The 17,436-nt window shown below is 71.9% G+C and carries 18 protein-coding genes and 1 pseudogene; 9 read left to right on the top strand and 10 right to left on the bottom strand.

The window, feature by feature from the left end; all coding sequences use genetic code 11:
- Positions 1 to 39: 39 nt before the first annotated feature.
- The 5 genes and pseudogenes from tnpB to WME97_RS07300 form a co-directional block, all read right to left on the bottom strand.
- Positions 40 to 396 carry an IS66 family insertion sequence element accessory protein TnpB gene (tnpB, locus tag WME97_RS07320; RefSeq protein ID WP_437550593.1) on the bottom strand — a complete coding sequence of 119 codons (357 nt, stop codon included), beginning with the start codon at positions 394 to 396 and terminating at the stop codon, positions 40 to 42.
- Entirely contained in the window at positions 393 to 515 is a 123-nt protein-coding gene (locus tag WME97_RS07315; protein WP_437555699.1) for a hypothetical protein, read from the bottom strand. The genes tnpB and WME97_RS07315 overlap by 4 nt, the downstream gene beginning before the upstream one ends.
- A gap of 3 nt (positions 516 to 518) precedes the next feature.
- Positions 519 to 677: pseudogene (gene tnpA, locus WME97_RS07310) on the bottom strand (IS66 family insertion sequence element accessory protein TnpA); the annotation flags it as partial.
- Positions 637 to 1,626 (bottom strand): hypothetical protein, encoded by a 990-nt coding sequence (locus WME97_RS07305; protein ID WP_437550591.1) that lies wholly within the window; start codon positions 1,624 to 1,626, stop codon positions 637 to 639. The pseudogene tnpA and the gene WME97_RS07305, both read right to left, overlap by 41 nt.
- Positions 1,627 to 1,903: 277 nt before the next feature.
- Complete coding sequence (locus tag WME97_RS07300) at positions 1,904 to 2,374, bottom strand: GNAT family N-acetyltransferase (protein ID WP_437550589.1); 471 nt, start codon at positions 2,372 to 2,374, stop codon at positions 1,904 to 1,906.
- A 79-nt stretch (positions 2,375 to 2,453) separates the two neighbouring features.
- On the opposite strand from WME97_RS07300, the gene WME97_RS07295 reads away from it, so the two are divergent.
- The 8 genes from WME97_RS07295 (at position 2,454) to WME97_RS07260 (ending at position 12,124) form a co-directional block, all read left to right on the top strand.
- On the top strand, positions 2,454 to 3,227 hold the full coding sequence (locus tag WME97_RS07295; protein ID WP_437555335.1) for an endonuclease/exonuclease/phosphatase family protein: 774 nt from the start codon (positions 2,454 to 2,456) through the stop codon (positions 3,225 to 3,227).
- 284 nt (positions 3,228 to 3,511) lie between these two features.
- Complete coding sequence (locus WME97_RS07290) at positions 3,512 to 5,161, top strand: protein kinase domain-containing protein (protein ID WP_437550588.1); 1,650 nt, start codon at positions 3,512 to 3,514, stop codon at positions 5,159 to 5,161.
- 137 nt (positions 5,162 to 5,298) lie between these two features.
- On the top strand, positions 5,299 to 6,996 hold the full coding sequence (locus tag WME97_RS07285) for a rhomboid family intramembrane serine protease (protein ID WP_437550586.1): 1,698 nt from the start codon (positions 5,299 to 5,301) through the stop codon (positions 6,994 to 6,996).
- 73 nt (positions 6,997 to 7,069) lie between these two features.
- Positions 7,070 to 7,780 carry a GNAT family N-acetyltransferase gene (locus tag WME97_RS07280; RefSeq protein WP_437550584.1) on the top strand — a complete coding sequence of 237 codons (711 nt, stop codon included), beginning with the start codon at positions 7,070 to 7,072 and terminating at the stop codon, positions 7,778 to 7,780.
- Between the two features lie 660 nt (positions 7,781 to 8,440).
- Positions 8,441 to 9,268, top strand: coding sequence for a hypothetical protein (locus WME97_RS07275; RefSeq protein WP_437550582.1), 828 nt, complete (start codon positions 8,441 to 8,443; stop codon positions 9,266 to 9,268).
- Between the two features lie 90 nt (positions 9,269 to 9,358).
- A complete protein-coding gene (locus WME97_RS07270; RefSeq protein WP_437550581.1) occupies positions 9,359 to 10,069 on the top strand; it encodes a DsbA family oxidoreductase in 711 nt (236 codons plus the stop codon).
- Positions 10,070 to 10,099: 30 nt separating this feature from the next.
- Positions 10,100 to 11,011 carry a ribosome biogenesis GTPase YlqF gene (ylqF, locus tag WME97_RS07265; protein ID WP_437550579.1) on the top strand — a complete coding sequence of 304 codons (912 nt, stop codon included), beginning with the start codon at positions 10,100 to 10,102 and terminating at the stop codon, positions 11,009 to 11,011.
- Positions 11,012 to 11,200: 189 nt separating this feature from the next.
- Positions 11,201 to 12,124 carry a DUF808 domain-containing protein gene (locus WME97_RS07260; protein WP_437550577.1) on the top strand — a complete coding sequence of 308 codons (924 nt, stop codon included), beginning with the start codon at positions 11,201 to 11,203 and terminating at the stop codon, positions 12,122 to 12,124.
- Positions 12,125 to 12,174: 50 nt separating this feature from the next.
- Here WME97_RS07260 and WME97_RS07255 read toward each other — a convergent pair whose 3' ends face one another.
- The 5 genes from WME97_RS07255 to WME97_RS07235 all read right to left on the bottom strand — a co-directional run bounded on the left by WME97_RS07255 (position 12,175) and on the right by WME97_RS07235 (position 16,793).
- On the bottom strand, positions 12,175 to 12,621 hold the full coding sequence (locus tag WME97_RS07255) for a DUF3037 domain-containing protein (protein ID WP_437550575.1): 447 nt from the start codon (positions 12,619 to 12,621) through the stop codon (positions 12,175 to 12,177).
- A complete protein-coding gene (locus WME97_RS07250) occupies positions 12,599 to 13,459 on the bottom strand; it encodes a HipA family kinase (RefSeq protein ID WP_437550573.1) in 861 nt (286 codons plus the stop codon). The genes WME97_RS07255 and WME97_RS07250 overlap by 23 nt, the downstream gene beginning before the upstream one ends.
- A 304-nt stretch (positions 13,460 to 13,763) precedes the next feature.
- Positions 13,764 to 14,849: a hypothetical protein gene (locus WME97_RS07245; RefSeq protein WP_437550571.1), complete on the bottom strand. Its 1,086-nt coding sequence runs from the start codon at positions 14,847 to 14,849 to the stop codon at positions 13,764 to 13,766.
- A 309-nt stretch (positions 14,850 to 15,158) separates the two neighbouring features.
- Positions 15,159 to 15,704, bottom strand: coding sequence for a dihydrofolate reductase family protein (locus WME97_RS07240; RefSeq protein ID WP_437550569.1), 546 nt, complete (start codon positions 15,702 to 15,704; stop codon positions 15,159 to 15,161).
- A gap of 246 nt (positions 15,705 to 15,950) precedes the next feature.
- Positions 15,951 to 16,793 carry a hypothetical protein gene (locus tag WME97_RS07235; protein ID WP_437550567.1) on the bottom strand — a complete coding sequence of 281 codons (843 nt, stop codon included), beginning with the start codon at positions 16,791 to 16,793 and terminating at the stop codon, positions 15,951 to 15,953.
- On the opposite strand from WME97_RS07235, the gene WME97_RS07230 reads away from it, so the two are divergent.
- Positions 16,753 to 17,265, top strand: a complete 513-nt coding sequence (locus WME97_RS07230) for a hypothetical protein (protein ID WP_437550566.1) — start codon at positions 16,753 to 16,755, stop codon at positions 17,263 to 17,265. The genes WME97_RS07235 and WME97_RS07230 overlap by 41 nt on opposite strands.
- The last annotated feature ends 171 nt before the right edge of the window (positions 17,266 to 17,436 follow it).

Below are 17,436 nucleotides of genomic sequence, written 5' to 3'. Positions count from 1 at the left end.
ACGTAAGCGGAGCGTACTTGTCGAGTGAATTCGTGCGGCTCAGTGGACGCGGCGCGATGCACGCCTTCGCGGTTTGGACGTCGGCGCGATCTCGATGCCGTCGAGCAGCGTCTCGAGCGTCGCGTCGTCCACCTCGACGTGCGTGGCGCCCTCGGTCGGGGGGTCGGGCAGCACGAACGCCCCGCGATCAAGACGTTTTGAAAACAGGCAGAGTCCGCTGCCGTCGAAGAAGAGGATCTTGATGCTGGTCCGCCGCTTGCCGATGAACGCGAACAGCGCTCCGCAGCGCGCCTCATACCCCACACGCTCGCGAATCAGCCCCGAGAGCCGCTCGAAGCCGTAGCGCATGTCCACCGGCTCCAGCGCGACGAACACCTGCACGCCGGCCGGGATCATCGCGCGCCACCGCCGAGGGCGCGGACCACGTCGGCCAGCAGCGCGGCGTCGAAGCCCGCTGCCACGCGCACGCGCGCGCCACCGACCTCGACGACGAGCTCCGAAGCGCTGCTTGTCACGGCGGGCGCCTTCGGCACCAGCCGCAGAAAGCGCGGCCGCTCGGTCCGCGACAGCCGGCTCGACCAGCCGTGCAGCGTCGAGGCCGCAAATCCGCGGCTCCGCGCGAACTCCTCCGCCGTTTCACCGCTCTCGCGCCACGCCCGAACGCGCTCGGACCACATCACTTCGGTCGCCTTCGTCCTTGTCATGCACGCCATCATGAACTGGACAGCGCGGCCAGGGGGAGACGGCGCTTCGCGCAGCGCTTACGATGCAGCCGATGACGAGGAGCGACGACTCGAACGCCGAATCGTAGAGGCCGAGCTTCCGCCCCTCCACGATCACCCAGCCGAGGACGAACGGCGCGCCGAACGCAGCGAGAATCAGGCGGCGCGCCATCGCGCCGCCGGCCCCCGCGCTCGTCAACAGCTCGACGCCGCTCAGCTCGGGCCGCGCGCACAGGACGCCGGCAGACAGCACCAGAAAGAGCAGCGCCGTATGCAACGCGACCTCGGTCGTCGCCCCGACGCCATAAAGGTACCCGACCCCGAGCACATATCCGAGCACCACCAGCTGCCCGAACAGCGCGATCAGCACGACGAGCGCCGAAAAAATCCGGCGCACGCGCCGCGCCTTCGCGTCGAGGAGCCACAGCGCCGAGCCGACGAGGACAAAGCAGATGGCCGTCGTGATAGCCATCCTCCCGAGGTGAGGGGTGCCGACGGCGCCCGGCCCCTCCCGGAAGAGAATTTGATCGATATGGAGCGGCCGGTTCAGCGCGTATTCCAGGAACGTGAGCAACCCGACGACAGCGACTCCGCTGGCGCACGCCCGCGAAAGCCGGCGCGTCCACAGGCGCGATCCCGCGCGGCAGTGGAGCCACAGCGACGCGGCGGCGGCAAGGAACGCCAGCGCCGTGTTCGCCTTCATGGTCACGAAGGTCGGATGAACACTCTTGAGAGTCTGAACATCGAGCCACCAGCCCACCAGGACGGCAGCAGCGGTCACGACGGTGATGGCGCACGCGGCTCGTGGGACGATCCCAATCCAGCCGATCAGAGCTGAAGCAGGGCCTTCGCGCGGGCAGCCAGGCCCATCCAGTCCGGGGCTTCGCCCGCCCGCTTTCGACATCATTGATCAGGTAGATTGTCTTCGAACACCGCGATGCGCAACGTGCGCTAGAAGGCACACGCTGCTTTCTCGTCACGCCTCCCAGCACCGCGCTCCACGAGTCTTTTTGGCATCTTCGGGTCTGCGATACGTACAGGGGCAGCCCAGGCAAAACGGCGGGGGCCGTCCGGCCGCGCATGGAACGGCAGAGGTCGCGATCTGCTGTGGCGCGCCGAGCGCGCAGAGGGCCGTCGCCATCCTCGGCCGAACTTCTACTCTATCCCCAGCACCCGCCGGTTCAGGCCATCCGCCGGACCATCCTCGTGTGCGGGATCCCCGCCTCGTCGAAGATCGGCCCCTCCTCGACGAAGCCGAGCTTGCGATAGAACGCCGCTGCAGCGACCTGGGCGTTCAGGACCAGCGCGCGCGCGCCCTCGGCCCCGGCGACGCGGATCGCCTCCTCCATCAGCCGCCGCCCGAGGCCCGCGCCGCGAAGGTCTCTCCTGACAGCGACGCGGCCGACCTTGAGCGCGCCCTCGTACGGCACGAGCCGCATCGTCGCGACGACCTCGCCGCCGTCGAGGACAACGAAATGCCGCGCGACGGGGTCGAGCTCGTCCATCTCGATGTCCTCGGGCACGGACTGCTCGACGATGAAGACCTCGCGCCGGAGGCGGAGCGCGCCGGCGTAGAGCGGCGAGTCGCTGCGGATCGGGAGGACGTCGCCGGCCATGCCCGCTTCGTGCGCCGTCTCGGGCGCTGCGTCCACCCGATTCAGCGCGCCTTTTGGCTGCTCCGCGCAGACGCCCCGGCCTCGGAGGAGCTAGCCTGATCGGACCGTGAAGATCATGACCTTCAACATCCTCTTCGGCGGCGAGGATCGGTTCGAGGCGATCCTCGCGATCGTCGCCGCCGCGCGCCCCGATCTGCTCGTCCTCCAGGAGTGCGTGGGCTGGGAGGACGGCGCCCGGCTCCGGGCCGTCGCCGAGGCGATCGGCGCGCCCGCCGGCGAGCGGCACGCCGTCCTGGGCAACGCCAACCCGCGCCCGAACGGGAGGCGCAACCACGTCGCCGTCGTCAGCCGGGCGCCGCTCGCCGGCGCGCGCGTGCACGCGCCCGAGGCGCTGGCGCACTGCCTCGTCGAGGTCGAGCTCTCGCTGGGCGGCGAGCCGCTCGTGGTGCTCGGCACCCACCTCAACGCCGGAAGCGAGGATCGCCGGCTCACCGAGGCCCGCTGGCTGCTCTCGCTCGTGCCGCCCGCCCGGTTCGCCTCGGGCCTCTGGGCGCTCGCGGGCGACCTCAACGCGCTGTCGCGCCGCGACCCCTACCCCGCGGACCTCGGCGCGCGCCTCGCGGCGGCCGGCATCGAGAAGTACGGCAGCCCGCCGCGGTTCGACACGATGGATGCGATCGAGACGTTCGGCTGGGCCGACGCCCTGCTTTTGAGGCCGCGCTCCTCGCGCTGGTTCACCGCGCTGCGCGGGCGCAACGGCGCGCAGGTGGAGACGCGGACCGACTACGTGCTGCTGTCGCCGCGGCTCGCCGGCCGGCTCGCGCTGGCCGACGTCATCGACGTCGGCGCCGCGTCCGACCACCACGCGGTCGTCGCCGAGCTCTCCTGACACCGCGCGCCGCGCGGACGATCCGTCCACGCCTCTGCAACTGCAACAGCGAAGCACCGTTCGCTCAGCAATCCTCACGGCGAGCGCGGTGGCGGCAGCGCCCGAGCCATGGACGGAGCGCCGGTGTGACCGGGTCGGACCGGGACGACGCCACTGGAACAGCACACAACGCGATGTCTTCGGCTCGCCATCGGCCGACAACATGATTGAATCGGCGGTATCGCGCGCGACCCGCGCGGGGGGCTCCGTTACGCATCCGTTACGCAAACGCTTCGGTCCGCGCCATGGATTCACCCTACGGCCTGCAAGCTGGCAGCATCATCGGCGGCGACTTCGAGGTCGTGCGCACGCTCGGCTCGGGCGGCACGGGCAGCGTCTATCTCTGCCGCCAGCACAGCACCGCGCGCCAGCGCGCCGTGAAGGTCATGCACCCGGTGCGCGCCGTCGACCCCGAGGAGCGCCGCCGCTTCGAGCGAGAGGCGCGCGCTCCTGGGCTCATCGGGTCGCCGCACATCGTCGAGGTGCTGATCGCCGGCGTCGACGGCGTGACGGGCCTGCCCTACCTCGCGATGGAGCTCCTCCAGGGCGAGACCCTCTCGGCCTGCGTCGAGCGGGCAGGCCCGCTCCCGATCGCGGAGGCGCGCCGCGTCCTCGGGCAGCTGGGGCGCGCGCTCGAGGACGCGCACGGCGCGGGCATCGTTCACCGCGATCTCAAGCCCGAGAACGTCTTTCTGGAGGAAGCCGGCGACGGCGCCGCGCCGCGGGTCAAGCTCCTCGATTTCGGCATCGCCAAGATCATCGCCGACGCGCGCGCCTCGCTGACGGCCGCCGTCGGCACGCCCCTCTGGATGGCCCCCGAGCAAGCGCGCGAGAGCCAGGGAGCGCTCCCCCAGAGCGACGTCTGGGCCTATGGGCTCGTCGCGTTCTTCGCCCTCACGGGCAAGCCCTTCTGGCAGGGCCGAGACCTCCCGGCGCTGCTCCGGGAAATCCTGTTCGCGCCCATCCCCACCGCGAGCCGGCGCGCGGGAGAGCTCGGACTGCCGCCCTTCTTCGCCGGATTCGACGCCTGGTTCTCTCGCTGTGTCGAGCGCGACCCCCTCGCCCGCTTCACCAGCGCGTCCGCGATGTGCCCTGTCCTCGATCGCCTCCTCGACGGCGCCACGCGCGTGGCGCCGACCGCGCCGGCGTCGACCGCGCCGGCGTCGCGCCGCCGCACCTCGCTCCCGCCGCCGGAGTCGTCGTCCGGCGCCGCGGCGGCGCGTCGCCGCAGCTCGCTCCCTCCGCCCGAGGCCTCCCCGGCCGGCATGGTCACGGCGAGGCCGCCCGCCCCCGTCGCCGCCTGCTTCAACAGCACGATCGCGGCCCCGTCGCTCAGGGATCACGACGATCCCGCGCCGCCCGCGAGCTCGCCGCCGCCGCGCAGCGAGGGCGGAAGCAGGGCGACGAGGCCTTTCCTCCACGCGCTGGACGAAGATCACTGCGTCGCCACCTGGAAGGGTCTCCTCTTCCAGATCTGGCGCCGGCACACCACGGCGGCCGCGGTGAGCGAGGTCCGGAGCATCCTGCGCGAGCGCGGCAGCGAGCTGCAGGCGACGCTGGTCATCCTCGAGGAGAACACCGTCCCGGCGGGGCGGGAGGTCCGGAGCTCGCTCGCGGAGCTCTCCAGGGAGCTCGCGGCCCACGGCATGTGCGCCGCGCTGGTGTTCGAGGGCCATGGCTTCAAGGCGTCGCTCGTGCGCAACGTGGCCATCGAGTTCATCCTGCTGAGCCGCTCGCGGCTTCGTTACGAGGTGTTCAGCACCATGGACGACGCCGTCGCCTGGCTGATGCGCAACCGCCCGACGCGGGACTGGCTCAGGGAGCTGCCGGGGGTCACGGAGGCCCTCCGCCGCGAGGTGGCGGCGCACGCAGCGCGGGCGTCGCACATACCCTAGCGAGGAGGCCGGGCGCGCCGACCCGGGACGAGCGCGGCAGCTCGCCGGGCGCGCTCCGCCGTGCTGCGCGCGCCGCCTTTCGGCTACGCTCGCCGCGCGACCTCCCGCGGGAGGGGGAAGCAGGAGGAGGAGCGAGCGTGGTGGATCTGCCGATCATGGACCGTGCGCCCGGGGACGACGCGGCGGCGCGACGCGACCGCCTGCTCACCGCGCTGCTCCGCGGGCCGGACGCCCTCGTGCTGCTCCGCTGCGACCCGGTCCTGGCGTTCCTCGCGGGCAGGTCGGCGCCCCTCCAGATCGCGCTCGTCACGGCGCCGGGGGACCCCACGGCCGACGAGCTCCACGCCCTGCTCGAGCCGCTCGTGAAGGCGGTGAAGCCCGGCGGGCCGCCGACGCACGTCGTGCTGGTGGGCGGCGGCGCTGCCCCGGGCCGGGCCGCGCTCGCCAAGGTCGCGCCGTTCGTGCAGCCCGTGCCGATGGGCTTCCACCACCTCGACGCGGCGGGCGAGCTCGCGCGCGTGAAGGGGCAGGCCCTGCCGGCCCTCGAGCGGGCCCACGAGCGCCTCGCCGAGGCGGGCCCGCTCGAGCCTGAGGCGCTCGCCGAGGCGCTCGCCGAGGGGCAGGCGCTGGCGCAGCAGGAGCGCGCGATCGTCGACAGGCTGAGGGGCAGCCGCCGCGTCACGGCGACGCTCATGATCGCGTGCGCCGTGCTGCTCGCCGTGAGCTACGCCTTCGGCTCGGGCACCCACGAGGCGGCGCTGTGGCGCATGGGCGCCAACAGCGGCGAGGCGGTGCGTCAAGGGCACCTCTACCGGCTCCTCGCGTCGGCGTTCCTGCACGCCGACCCGATGCACCTCTTCGTCAACATGCTGGCGCTGTGGTCCTTCGGCCCGATGCTCGAGGCGCTCTTCGGCCCGCGGCGCTTCCTCCTGCTCTACGGCGCCTCGGCGCTCGGCGGGTCGCTCGCGAGCGCGATGCTGGAGGAGCGGTGGAGCGTCGGCGCGTCGGGCGCGATCTGGGGCCTCATGACGGCCGGCATCGGCGTCGCGCTCCGGCCGCACGGGCTCCTGCCCCCCGCGATGATCGCGCAGATGCGCAGCCGCGCGTGGCTGCCGCTCGGGCTCAACCTCGTCTACAGCTTTCAGCCCGGCGTCGACCTGCTCGCGCACCTGGGCGGCGGCGTCGTCGGCTTCGCGCTCGTCGTCACCGTCCTCCCCCGGGGCCTCACGCCCGTGGACCAGCGCGAGCGCGCGGCGGACGCCGAGCCGAGGCCGCGCCCCCTCCTCACGGCGGCGGCCGCCCTGACGGCCGCTGCGATGGCGCTGTCCGTGGCGACGGCGTTCGCCGCCGGCCGCCCGTGGGAGCTCCGCGCGCCGCCGGCGCTGACGCGCACCGCGGTCGCGGACACGGGCGTCGCCCTGGACCTGCCGGAGGCGCTCGCGAGCGCCGCGTCGGTCGAGGAGCTGTCCGGCGTCCGCTTCCACACGTACGGGCAGCTGCCCCGGACGCCCGTCGTGTTCCAGGTCGCCGTCTTCCCGCTCGAGGGCGCGGTGCCGCCCGATCAGCTGGACGCCCTCCTCGAGCAGGAGCGCAAGGTGCTCGACGAGCAACGGCCGGCGAACACCGTCACGAAGGGCCCGGCGGCGCGCATCACGCTGGGCGGGCGGCCGGCGGTGAGCGTGAAGAACGGGCTCAAGAACGGGGTGCAGATGGTGAGCTACGTCGTCGTGCTCGGGGACCGAGAGGTGATGCTCCAGGCCTACTCGACGGCGGATCGGCCGGCGACGTGGGAAGGCATCGAGGACAAGGTGGCGGCGACGATCGTGGCGCAGTAACACCCGGCGGGCGGCGCCCGCGGCCGGCGACGTGAGCAAACCACCTTGCGGAGAGAGCGATCCCGTGGAGCACATGAATTCTCTGATGCAGCCGATCGGCCACCCCCTCCCCGGCTGGACGCCGCGGCCGCTGCCGCCGCGCGAGATCCTGCTCGGGCGCACCTGTCGGGTCGAGCCGATCGACCCCGAGAGGCACGCGGCGGACCTCCATGCGGCCAACCTCGCGGACGCGGAGGGGCGGGGCTGGACCTACCTGCCCTATGGGCCCTTCGCGACCCTCTCGGACTACCGCGCCTGGATGGATGCCACTTGCCTGGGCGACGATCCGCTGTTCCATGCGATCATCGACGCGGCGACCGGTCGGGCGGTCGGCGTCGCGGCGTACCTGCGGATCGACTCCAAGAGCGGCGTGATCGAGGTCGGACACCTCAGGTACTCGCCGCTCCTTCAGAGGACGCCTGCCGCGACGGAGGCGATGTACCTGATGATGCGGCGGGCGTTCGACGAGCTCGGCTACCGGCGCTACGAGTGGAAGTGCGACGCGCTCAACGCGGGCTCGCGGGCGGCGGCGGCGAGGCTCGGCTTCCGCTTCGAAGGCGTGTTCCGGCAGGCCGCGGTGGTCAAGGGGCGCACCCGCGACACGGCGTGGCACGCGATCATCGACAAGGAGTGGCCGGCGGCGAAGGCGGCGTTCGAGCGCTGGCTCGACCCGTCGAACTTCGACGGAGCGGGCCGCCAGCGGCAGAGCCTCTCCGCGCTGATGGGCGTGGAGGAGCGGCGGTAAGCGGGGGTCACCGGGCGAGGGCGAGGCGGCGCATCATTCACACAGGCGGAGCGCGCTGCGCCGCCTGACGAGGCCGAGCGCGGCGCCTCGCCGGGCAGTCAGGATCGTTCAAGCCGACGTCAGGCGTCACGGCGGCCGCTCTCGCAACCGACGGGGGTCGTCTCCACCGGCAGGCTGCCGATCGACAGCGTGACATGTCACACCTCCAGCGTGACATGTCACGCTGGAGGTGTGATGGCCGGCGTGACATGTCACGCCTACGGCTCGGCGCTCCCCGCGCCCTCGGCCCCCCGCGCCGGGACCATGCCTGGTTCACAGCACGGGGGCGAGAGCTCTCTCTGGCTGGATCTGCCGTGCTGGAGCCGCGGCGGTCCAAGCGCAGGTGTCCACGGGGCGTGACGGCGCAGGCGAGCATGGGGCTGGTACTCCCCTTGCAATCGTTGCAATTGAGTTATCGCTCTTGAAACCAGCTGACAGCGCACAGAAGGCGGACAGGCCTTCAGAACCCGAGCAACGCCCGGCACAGCGGACGCGGAATCTCGGGGAGGATCACGAGGAAACAAGCAGGATGCCCCGCGCATCCCGCAGCGAGCCGGCGGCGACAGAACCGGCAGGATATCCGGCGCGCGACGCCGGAGACCGGAGCACCTGGAGGACCACATGATCAGACGGCTTGTCATTGCATGCTCGACATCCATGGCGCTGCTCTCAGCATGCCTGGGCGGTTGCGTCGTGGTGGAGGGCGAACCCCTGGACGACTCGCTCGGCGAGGAGGGAGATCTGGGCTCCGCTCGGCTCGCGCTCACGGGGGTCACCGCGACCTGGACCCGGGTCGGGCGCCTCGACAACGCGTTGAAGATCGCGGCGGCCCACAACGTCATCTTCGCCTTGTCCACGAGCTTCAAGCTGTACCGCAGCCTCAGCGGCCAAAACGGCACATGGACCCTCGAAGACCACCCAGCCCAAGCCCGTGATATCGCGGTCGCGGGCGGTCTCCTCTATGCGCTGAACGACAACAAGACCCTATGGCTGCACCGCGACGTACCGACCCGCAATACATGGATATACCAGGACACGCCTTTCGCGGCGAAGACCATCGGGAGCGGTGGGTCTGTCGCCGCCGTCAACCTGGACGATTCGATCTGGGTCTGGTCCGGGCCACCGGCAGGGAGTCCCTGGATCAACGTCGGCGAGCTCCCTGGGGTGAAGGAGGTCTCCATGCCGAGAGGCCGTTACTGGCTGCTCACCGACAGCGGCGAGATCTACTCCGCAAACGAAGGCTTGTCCGATCTGAGGCAGCTCACCCCCTCGTTGCCTGTGGCGGCGGGCGTGCCCATGGATATCTCGGCCGCCAGGGCCGATGAGCTCTGGGTGCTCACGACGGCGAAAGAGCTGTACAAGGTCACGTTTACGGAGACCAACTGCTCCAACTTCCTCGATGACGACCGAGACCTCGCGACCGACGCGCTGGATGATGACTGCCGTTGACGCCGGCCAGGTGACCGCGCCCGCACGCCCCTCCCGCCCGCGACGCACGCCGCCTGGCCGGAGGCGCCGCGCGGCCCTACCTTGACCGCCATGAAGAAGCTCCGTGTCGATGTCTGGTCCGACATCGCGTGCCCGTGGTGCTACGTCGGCAAGCGCCGGCTCGAAGCCGCGCTCGCCAGGTTCCCTCACCGGGATGCCGTCGAGGTCGTCTGGCGCGCGTTCGAGCTCGACCCCTCGGCGAAGCGCGTGCATGGCACCGAGGTCTCGTACGCCGGGCGCCTCGCGAAGAAGTACGGCGTGCCCGTCGCCAAGGCCGAGGCGATGATCCGCCAGATGACCGAGATGGGCGCGGCGGACGGCCTCGATCTCCGCTTCGACAAGGTCCGGCCCGGCAACACCTTCGACGCGCACCGCGTGCTGCACCTCGCGGCCGAGCGCGGCGTGCAGGACGCGGTGAAGGAGCGGCTGCTCCGCGGCTACATGACCGAGGGCGAGGCCATCGGCGAGCCGGAGGTGCTCGCGCGCCTCGCCGGCGAGGCGGGGCTCGACCCGGAGGAGGTCCGCGCGGCGCTCGCGAGCGACGCCCATGCGCGCGAGGTGCGGGCCGACGAGGACGAGGCGCGCTCGATCGGCATCACGGGCGTCCCCTTCTTCGCGTTCGGCGGGCGGTACGGCGTCTCCGGCGCGCAGCCGGCCGAGGCCCTCCTCGGCGTGCTCCAGAAGACGTGGGACGAGGCGGCCGGCGCGCCCGAGCAGGCGCTCGCCGAGGGGGCGGCCTGCGGCCCGGACGGGTGCGCGTGACCCGCCGGGCGTGATAGAGCTCCGCGGCGGATGTCGATCCAATGGTATCCAGGCCACATGACCAAGGCTCGGCGCTCGATCGCCGAGTCGATGCCGTCGCAGGACGTCGTCATCGAGGTGCTCGACGCCCGGATGCCGCTGGCCAGCGAGAACCCCGTCCTGGCCGAGCTGCGCGGCCAGAAGCCGTGCATCAAGGTCCTGAACAAGAGCGATCTGGCGGACCCGGCCGTCACCACGGCGTGGCTCCGCTACTTCGAGGCGGAGAACACCGCGCCGCCTGACGAGGCCGAGCGCGGCGCCTCGCCGGGCGGCCAGGTGCTCGCGATCGCGATCTCCGCGAGCCAGTCGTCCGAGGCGCGGCGCCGGATCCCGGAGCTCTGCAAGCGCCTCGCGCCCCCCAAGAACGGCCCCGGCAAGGTGGTGCGGGCCATGATCGTGGGGATCCCCAACGTCGGCAAATCGACGCTCATCAACGCGCTCATGGAGCGCAAGGTGGCCAAGGTCGGCGACGAGCCCGCGGTCACGAAGAGCCAGCAGCTCGTCACCTTGAAGACCGGCATGGCCATCTCCGACAACCCGGGGATCCTCTGGCCCAAGATCGACGACGAGGCGGCCTCGTTCCGCCTGGCCGTGGGCGGGGCGATCCCCGACACGGCCATCGATTACCAGAGCGTCGCCCTGTTCGCGGCGGGGTACTTCCTGCGGCGCTACCCCGAGCTCCTCGTCGCCCGCTACAAGCTGAAGGAGCTGCCGGAGACGGCCGCCGCGCTGATCGAGGAGATCGGCCGCCGCCGCGGCTGCCTGCGCAGCGGCGGGGCGGTGGACCTGCACAAGGCGTCGGACATCCTGGTCCACGACTTCCGCGCCGGCCGGCTCGGGCGCATCAGCCTGGAAGAGCCGCCGGGGCTGGAGTCGCCGTCGGGGATCGAAGAGAGCGCGTGAGCCGAAGCACGGCGCCGGCGGCCAGACCGGCCGATCGACGCGAGCGCCCAGGATCTTCGACCCGAAGGCCGCCGACGCCCGCTACCATGCCCACCGCGACGGCTGCGGTGCGGCGCCGCCCGTGACGTTCGCCACGCTCCACACGCTCCCCACGCTCCACCCCCATTCACCCGACGAGGACCTCACTCCATGGCCGGAAGCAGCCTGCTCGCCCTGATCGACGACATCGCCACCGTGCTGGACGACGTTGCCGTGCTGACGAAGGTGGCCGCCAAGAAGACCGCCGGCGTGCTGGGCGACGATCTGGCGCTGAACGCGCAGCAGGTGACGGGCGTCAACGCCGACCGCGAGCTGCCTGTCGTGCTGGCCGTGGCGAAGGGCTCGATGCTCAACAAGGCCATCCTGGTGCCGGCGGCGCTGGCGATCAGCGCCTTCGCGCCCTGGGCCGTCACGCCCCTGCTGATGGTCGGCGGCGCCTTCCTCTGTTACGAGGGCTTCGAGAAGGTCGCCCACAAGGTGCTGCACAGCAAGCACGAGGACGAGGCCCACCACGCCGAGCTCGTGCAGGCGCTCTCCGATCCGAAGATCGACCTCGTCGAGTTCGAGAGGGACAAGATCAAGGGCGCGGTGCGCACCGACTTCATCCTGTCGGCCGAGATCATCGCGATCACGCTGGGCACCGTGGCGGCGTCGCCGTTCGGCACGCAGGTCGCCGTGCTGACCGGCATCGCCCTGCTCATGACCGTGGGCGTCTACGGCCTGGTCGCCGGCATCGTGAAGCTCGACGACGCCGGCCTCTACCTGAGCCGCCAGAGCGGCGCGCTGCAGCAGTCGCTCGGCAGCGGCATCCTGAAGGCGGCGCCGTGGCTGATGAAGGGCCTGTCGGTCGCCGGCACGGCGGCGATGTTCCTGGTCGGCGGCGGCATCCTGACGCACGGCGTGCCGTGGCTGCACCACCACATCGAGGACATGACCCAGGGCGCAGGCGCCGTGCTCGGCGCCGTGGTGCCGTCGCTCGCCAACATGATCGTCGGCGTCGCGGCCGGCGCGGTCGTGCTGGGCGTCGTGACCGCGGTGAAGCAGGCGATGAACCGCGACAAGGACGGCCACTGACCTGGAGCGCGGGCTCGCGCCGCCTGGAGCGCGGGCTCGCGCCGCGCCGATCAGCCCTGTCCGGAGCGCGCTGGCCTCACCAGCGTCGCGACCAGCCGGTCGAGCGCCGCGGCCGGGTCGACGCCGAGGCCCGCGTGGACACGCGAGGGCTGGACGACGGTGCTCGCCGGGGACACCACCCAGCCGAAGCGCTCGGCCTGGGGGAGCTCGGCGACGTACCCGCACGCCCGATCGGCGGCGCAGACGCGGCGGATGAAGTCGAGGTGGCCGCGGACCGCCTCCAGGTCGAGGTCGGGCCAGAGGGCGAGCAGGCGCCGCTCGTCGGGCTCGAAGCGCGCCTCGAGGAACCCCCGGGCGCGGCAGAAGAGGACCACCCCGACGTTGACGCGCTCGCCGCGCTCCACGCGCGGGACCACGCGCAGCACGGCGTAATCGAACGGGTCGGCGGCGTCGACGTCGCGCGCGCCCGGAGGGCTACCGCCGGGCACGGGCTGCATCGAGCGCCTCCTCGACGAAGCCCCGCGGCGACGCGAGGCGGTGGGTCAGGTAGGCGGCGTACGCCGCGCGCCGCGCCGCGACCGGCGCGGCGTCGGGCTGCGGAGCATCGACCGCGTCGGGCGAGAACGCGGACCGCCGCTCGCCCGAGGACCGGGCGCGGGGGTCCTGGTCGGCCAGCCACGCGTCCGGGATCGCGGCGACGATCCCCGCGATGCGCTCGGGCGTGAGCCGGGCGCTCAGCGCGGCGTCGGCCGCGGCGAGATCGCCGGCGAACGGGAGCAGGACATGGCTCTTGACGAGCGGGAAGCGGTCGCCCGCGTCGGCGCGCGGGTCGGTCGCGTCGGTCCAGGCGTGGTGGACATAGAGCGCCGCGCCGTGGTCGATCAGCCAGAGGCGGCGGTGCCACAGGAGCAGGTTGGGGTTCTTGGGCGTCCGGTCCACGTTGCTCATGAAGGCGTCGAACCAGACGACGGCGGCCGCAAGCCCCGGGTCGATCGCCGGGCCGGCGAGCGGCTGGAAGGCGAGCGATCCGGGCAGGTAGTCGAGGGCGAGGTTCAAGCCGGCGCTCGCCGAGAGCAGGTCGGACAGCTCCGGATCCGGCTCGGCCCGCCCGAAGGCGGGGTCGAGCTCCATGAAGACGATCTCCGGCACCGGGAGCCCGAGCGCGCGCCCGATCTCCCCGGCGACGAGCTCCGCGATGAGCGCCTTCGGCCCCTGGCCGGCGCCGCGGAGCTTCAGGACATAGAGCCCGTCGTCATCGGCCTCGACGAGCGCCGGCAACGAGCCGCCCTCGCGGAGCGGGGTGACGTAGCGGGTCGTGTGGACGGTTCGGATCATGCTTCAGCAGCGTGGCGGGTGGCGGGGGAATTCCCTGTCCCGCCGGGAGGATGGGGCCTCGAAGACGTCATGAGACGCCATGAGACGCCAAGGTTTTTATGTTTTTTTTGGCGTCTTTGGCGTCCTTGGCGGTTCAAAAGCCCCACCTTCGGCCAAAGTACGCCGTCGCACCGCAGTTACGTGAGACGGGGAAGCTGGGTCGAGCTGGAGCGCGCAGGGGAGCGCGCCCTCGATGGTCGATGAGGCGGCCCGGGCGCTCGCTCCGCGCAGCAGCGCGAGAGCGAGCGCCGCAGGCCCTCCTGGATCACTCGCTGAGGGGACCGAGGGGATCCAGCCGCGAGCCTGGCACGGTCTGGTAATCGCCGAGCAGGAAGTTCTGCAGCCCGTCCGTGAACTCGAACGGACCGATCACAGGGACCACCTCGCCGCTCGCGCCGCCGGCGCCGCCCTCGCCGCTCGTGCCGCCAGCGCCGCCCTCACCGGTGGCGCCCGCCGAGCCGCCCTCGCCGCTCGTGCCGCCAGCGCCGCCCTCACCCGTGGCGCCCGCCGAGCCGCCCTCGCCGCCCGAGCCGCCCTCGCCGCTCGTGCCACCCGCGCCGCCGGCGCCACCCTCGCCGCCGGCACCGCCCGCGCCGCCGGCACCGCCCGCGCCGCCCGCGCCGCCCGAACCGCTCGTGCTAGCCAACCTCGTGACGGTGATGGAGTCGATATAGACGATGGTCGGGTTGGCCCAGGGCCCCTCGGCACCTGCGTCCACCTTGACGCCGATACGCCTCACCGCGGTGCTCGCGAATTTCCCGCCAGCAGCGGCATCGGCCGCATCGGAGGCATCGACGTCGATGGTGAGGTCGGTCCACTCTTTCAGGTCGCCGAAGCTCGTCCACGCCCAGGGGACGCCCGCCCAGCTCTGTTCATCTTCGTTCCGTGCAGTTCCGTTCTGCACGAAGATCTGCAGACCACCGCCGGTGGCGGCATGAGCCTTCACACGGAACGTGACGGTGGCGCCGGTCAGGTCGACCAGCTGAGGGAAGTCGAACTGGAACAGCGTCCCCGTGGAAGCCATGGTGAGCGGCACGGCCAGCCGGGCGCAACCCGAGCAGCTCTCCTCCGGACCGGGCCCGATGTTGGGGGCGCTGCCGCCCGCGCCGCCTTCGCCGCCTTCGCCGCCCGCGCCACCGTCGCTGCCGCCCGCGCCGCCTTCGCCGCCCGCGCCACCGTCGCTGCCGCCCGCGCCGCCTTCGCCGCCTTCGCCGCCGCCCGAGCTGGTCGAGCTGCTGGTGGAGCTCGACGTCGTGCTGGAGCTGGCCCCACCGCCCGCACCGCCCGCGCCGCCGCTGCCGGTGGTGTCGTCATCACCGCAACCCGTCATGGCGAATGCGCCGACCAGCATCCCGCACATTGCCAAAGAAAGAACTGATCTCATCCTGACCCTCTCCTGATGTGCACCACGAGGCCACGCAGCCCGGGCCGCCGTTCGCCATGGCGGTTGCCACCGCCCGCCAGCTCCTCCGAGCCAGCCGCGTGGCGCAAGCTACCCTGGGCAGAAATTTTTCTCAACAGGCCAAACGTGTGAGCCTGACAACCAGATGAGCCCCGTCGAGGCGCTGCGCTCAGCGCCCGCCCGACCATAGCGCCGCGGCGGGCCCGACGATCGCGCCGCAGTGGAATCGAGCGGCACGCGATCGTCGCGGGCGACCCCTTACGCGGCGCTCCCGCGCTTCACGTCGTACCGGAGGAGCGAGACGCCGTTCGCGTACGACGTCGCGCCGAGGAGCGCCAGCTCGACCTTCCTGGTGCTGCCGCCGAAGAGCCGTACCCCGTGCCCGAAGACGACGGGATTCACCTTGAGGACGAGCTGATCGATGAGGTCGTGATCGAGGAGGAAGCCGGCGAAGGCGCCGCCTCCGCAGAGATAGATATCGGTCCCGTCGCCCTCCTTCAGCCCCTTCAGGGCCGCGATCTCGTCACGGTCCACGACCTCCACCTCGGCGCCCTCGCCGAAGCGGAGGGTCTTCGAGAAGATGTAATGTGCCATGTGCGGGTAGGCTCGCTTCCCCGGGACGAGCCCGAAGGGATAGCCGCACTCGTACGTCCTTCGCCCCATCACGACGGTGTCGTAGCCCTTCAGGCGCTCGACGTAATCGGCAGCGTGCTCTCCTTGCATCACCAAGCCGTCCACCGAGCCGTCCTCGTGCGAGATGAAGTTGTCGACCGTCACCGCGACGTCATAGACGATCTTTCTCATTCGAATCCTCCTTGAAACGCTGTCCTGAGCTCGCCGTGGGTCGGTCCATCGAGCGCGCCGGGTCGTGGCGCGTCGAAGCCATTCTCATCGCGCAGCTCGCGCCAGCGCAACCAGAGAAAGCTCGCCGGGGGGCTGTCGAGCCCCTCCGGCTGGCGTTGTCACGAGTTCAGGCTTTTGTTGGATGCTCTGGCGCGCCTTGCGCGCTTCGCTGCGTCCGGCGCAGCGTGCTCCCCGGCTGGCCGGGGATCACTCGGCGATGTGGGTCAGCAACGAGCCGGCCACCGGCCTGTAGTTGCCGATCACCATCGGCTCCGCGCTGGTCGTGAACTCGAACGGACCCATCACGTGGATCACCTCTCCACTGGAGCCGCCGCCTTCACCGCCCGCGCCGCCGACACCGGCCGTGCCGCCTTCGCCGCCCGCGCCGCCGACACCGGCCGTGCCGCCTTCGCCGCCCGCGCCGCCGACACCGGCCGTGCCGCCTTCGCCGCCGACACCGACCGAGCCGCCTTCGCCGCCCGCGCCGCCGACACCGGCCGTGCCGCCTTCGCCGCCGACACCGACCGAGCCGCCTTCGCCGCCCGCGCCGCCGACACCGGCCGTGCCGCTCTCGCCGCCGGCACCACCTTCGCCGCTCCACCCGCCTGCGCCACCCGCACCTCCGGCGCCGCCCTCGCCGCGCTCACCGCTCGGTGCGGCGCCTCGCGCGGCGCTCGGAGTGCCGGGTTTCGTGACGGTGATGGAGTCGACGTAGACGACGGTCGGGTTGGTCCAGGGCCCGGTGCCGCCCGCCGTGAGCTGAAGTCCGATCAACTTCACCGCCTTGCGTTCGAAGGAGGGCTTCGACCCGGCCAACGCGTCGACATCGATCGTGATCTCTTGCCAGTCTGCCAGCCCGGCGATCGGATTCCACGAGTAGCCGATGTTCGCATAGGACCGGTCCGCCCCGTTCTGCACGAACGGCTGCACGCCGCCGCTGGTGCCGGCGTGGGTCTTCACACGGAACGTGACCGTGCTCCCCGTCAGATCGACCACCGAGGCGAACTCGATGAAGAACTGCGTCGCGGTATTCGCGGTCGTGAACGGCACGGACAGCCGCGCGCAGCCGGAGCAACGCTCCTCCGGGACCGAGCCGCCGCCGCCTTCGCCCGAGCTGCCGCCGCCTTCGCCCGAGCTGCCGCCGCCGCCAACACCCGGGCTGCTGCCGCCGTCGCCCGAACCACCGCCGCCGTCGCTCGACCCGCCGCCGCCGTCGCTCGACCCGCCGCCGCCGTCGCTCGAACCGCCGCCGCCGTCGCTCGAACCGCCGCCGCCGTCGCTCGAACCGCCGCCGCCATCCGCGTTTGAACCGCCATCACCCGCGCCGCCGCCGCCGTCAGAGCCCGAGCTGGTCGAGCTCGACGACGTGCTGGAGGTGGACGAGCTTCCGCCGCCCGTCCCGCCCGCACCGCCGCTGCCGGTCGACTCGTCGTCACCGCAACCCGTCATGGCGAACGCGCCGACCAGCACCCCGTACGCCGCGAAAGAAAGAACTGATCTCATCGTGACCCCTCCTGGATAGGCCCCCGCAAGGCTGCGCGGCCGAAGCCGCCGTTCGCCAGAGCGGCTCTCACCGCACTCGATCTCTGCCGAGCCAGCCCCGCAAGGAGCGACAATATCCTGGACAGACGACTTTCTCAACAGCCCGGACGTGCGAATCCGTCACCAAAACCCAACGCGCTTGGCGTCGCCC

It is taken from the genome of Sorangium sp. So ce367 (assembly GCF_051520455.1).
Taxonomy (GTDB): Bacteria; Myxococcota_A; Polyangia; order Polyangiales; family Polyangiaceae; genus Sorangium; species Sorangium cellulosum_B.
The sequence above is the reverse complement of the archived record's forward strand: the minus strand, read 5'-3'. Positions and strand labels throughout refer to the sequence as shown.

What these genes read in the sequence shown, in the direction of transcription:
- tnpB (WP_437550593.1), bottom strand. Translation starts at nt 396, where the DNA reads ATGATCCCGGCCGGCGTGCAGGTGTTCGTCGCGCTGGAGCCGGTGGAC.
- WME97_RS07295 (WP_437555335.1), top strand. Translation starts at nt 2,454, where the DNA reads ATGACCTTCAACATCCTCTTCGGCGGCGAGGATCGGTTCGAGGCGATC.
- WME97_RS07275 (WP_437550582.1), top strand. Translation starts at nt 8,441, where the DNA reads ATGATCAGACGGCTTGTCATTGCATGCTCGACATCCATGGCGCTGCTC.
- WME97_RS07260 (WP_437550577.1), top strand. Translation starts at nt 11,201, where the DNA reads ATGGCCGGAAGCAGCCTGCTCGCCCTGATCGACGACATCGCCACCGTG.
- WME97_RS07230 (WP_437550566.1), top strand. Translation starts at nt 16,753, where the DNA reads ATGAAGAACTGCGTCGCGGTATTCGCGGTCGTGAACGGCACGGACAGC.
- ylqF (WP_437550579.1), top strand. Translation starts at nt 10,100, where the DNA reads ATGTCGATCCAATGGTATCCAGGCCACATGACCAAGGCTCGGCGCTCG.
- WME97_RS07250 (WP_437550573.1), bottom strand. Translation starts at nt 13,459, where the DNA reads ATGATCCGAACCGTCCACACGACCCGCTACGTCACCCCGCTCCGCGAG.
- WME97_RS07290 (WP_437550588.1), top strand. Translation starts at nt 3,512, where the DNA reads ATGGATTCACCCTACGGCCTGCAAGCTGGCAGCATCATCGGCGGCGAC.
- WME97_RS07240 (WP_437550569.1), bottom strand. Translation starts at nt 15,704, where the DNA reads ATGAGAAAGATCGTCTATGACGTCGCGGTGACGGTCGACAACTTCATC.
- WME97_RS07305 (WP_437550591.1), bottom strand. Translation starts at nt 1,626, where the DNA reads ATGTCGAAAGCGGGCGGGCGAAGCCCCGGACTGGATGGGCCTGGCTGC.
- WME97_RS07280 (WP_437550584.1), top strand. Translation starts at nt 7,070, where the DNA reads ATGAATTCTCTGATGCAGCCGATCGGCCACCCCCTCCCCGGCTGGACG.
- WME97_RS07270 (WP_437550581.1), top strand. Translation starts at nt 9,359, where the DNA reads ATGAAGAAGCTCCGTGTCGATGTCTGGTCCGACATCGCGTGCCCGTGG.
- WME97_RS07255 (WP_437550575.1), bottom strand. Translation starts at nt 12,621, where the DNA reads ATGCAGCCCGTGCCCGGCGGTAGCCCTCCGGGCGCGCGCGACGTCGAC.
- WME97_RS07245 (WP_437550571.1), bottom strand. Translation starts at nt 14,849, where the DNA reads ATGCTGGTCGGCGCATTCGCCATGACGGGTTGCGGTGATGACGACACC.